Here is a 303-nt window from a genome sequence, read left to right on the forward strand (position 1 = left end):
TGTACATCTCGTTCAGGATATTCTTGAACGGGGCAATATCGTTGTTATCCCGCAGGGTGTCGATACCGTCATTCATGGCGATATAGCGGACACCATTTCTTGGGAAAAAGTCCTCAATCAAATGCCCGGTTTGCAGATAGTTACGCCCCAGTCGGCTGAGGTCTTTCGTGATGACAAGGTTGATTTGCCTGCGCTCAATGGCTCTCAACATTCTCTGTAAATCAGGACGCTCCATATTAAGACCTGTGAAGCCATCGTCCTGATAGACTGCCACAACCTCCCATCCCTGCTTTTCGCAGTATT

At 48.2% G+C, this 303-nt stretch carries 1 protein-coding gene; it reads right to left on the reverse strand.

Features of this window, described 5'->3' with window-relative positions; genetic code table 11:
* Positions 1-303 (reverse strand): recombinase family protein (locus LIZ87_RS22200; RefSeq protein ID WP_227149239.1); only part of this gene is annotated, 303 nt, incomplete at both ends.

The sequence above is a fragment of the Lacrimispora sp. 210928-DFI.3.58 genome, from assembly GCF_020554865.1.
Taxonomy (GTDB): domain Bacteria; phylum Bacillota; class Clostridia; order Lachnospirales; family Lachnospiraceae; genus Enterocloster.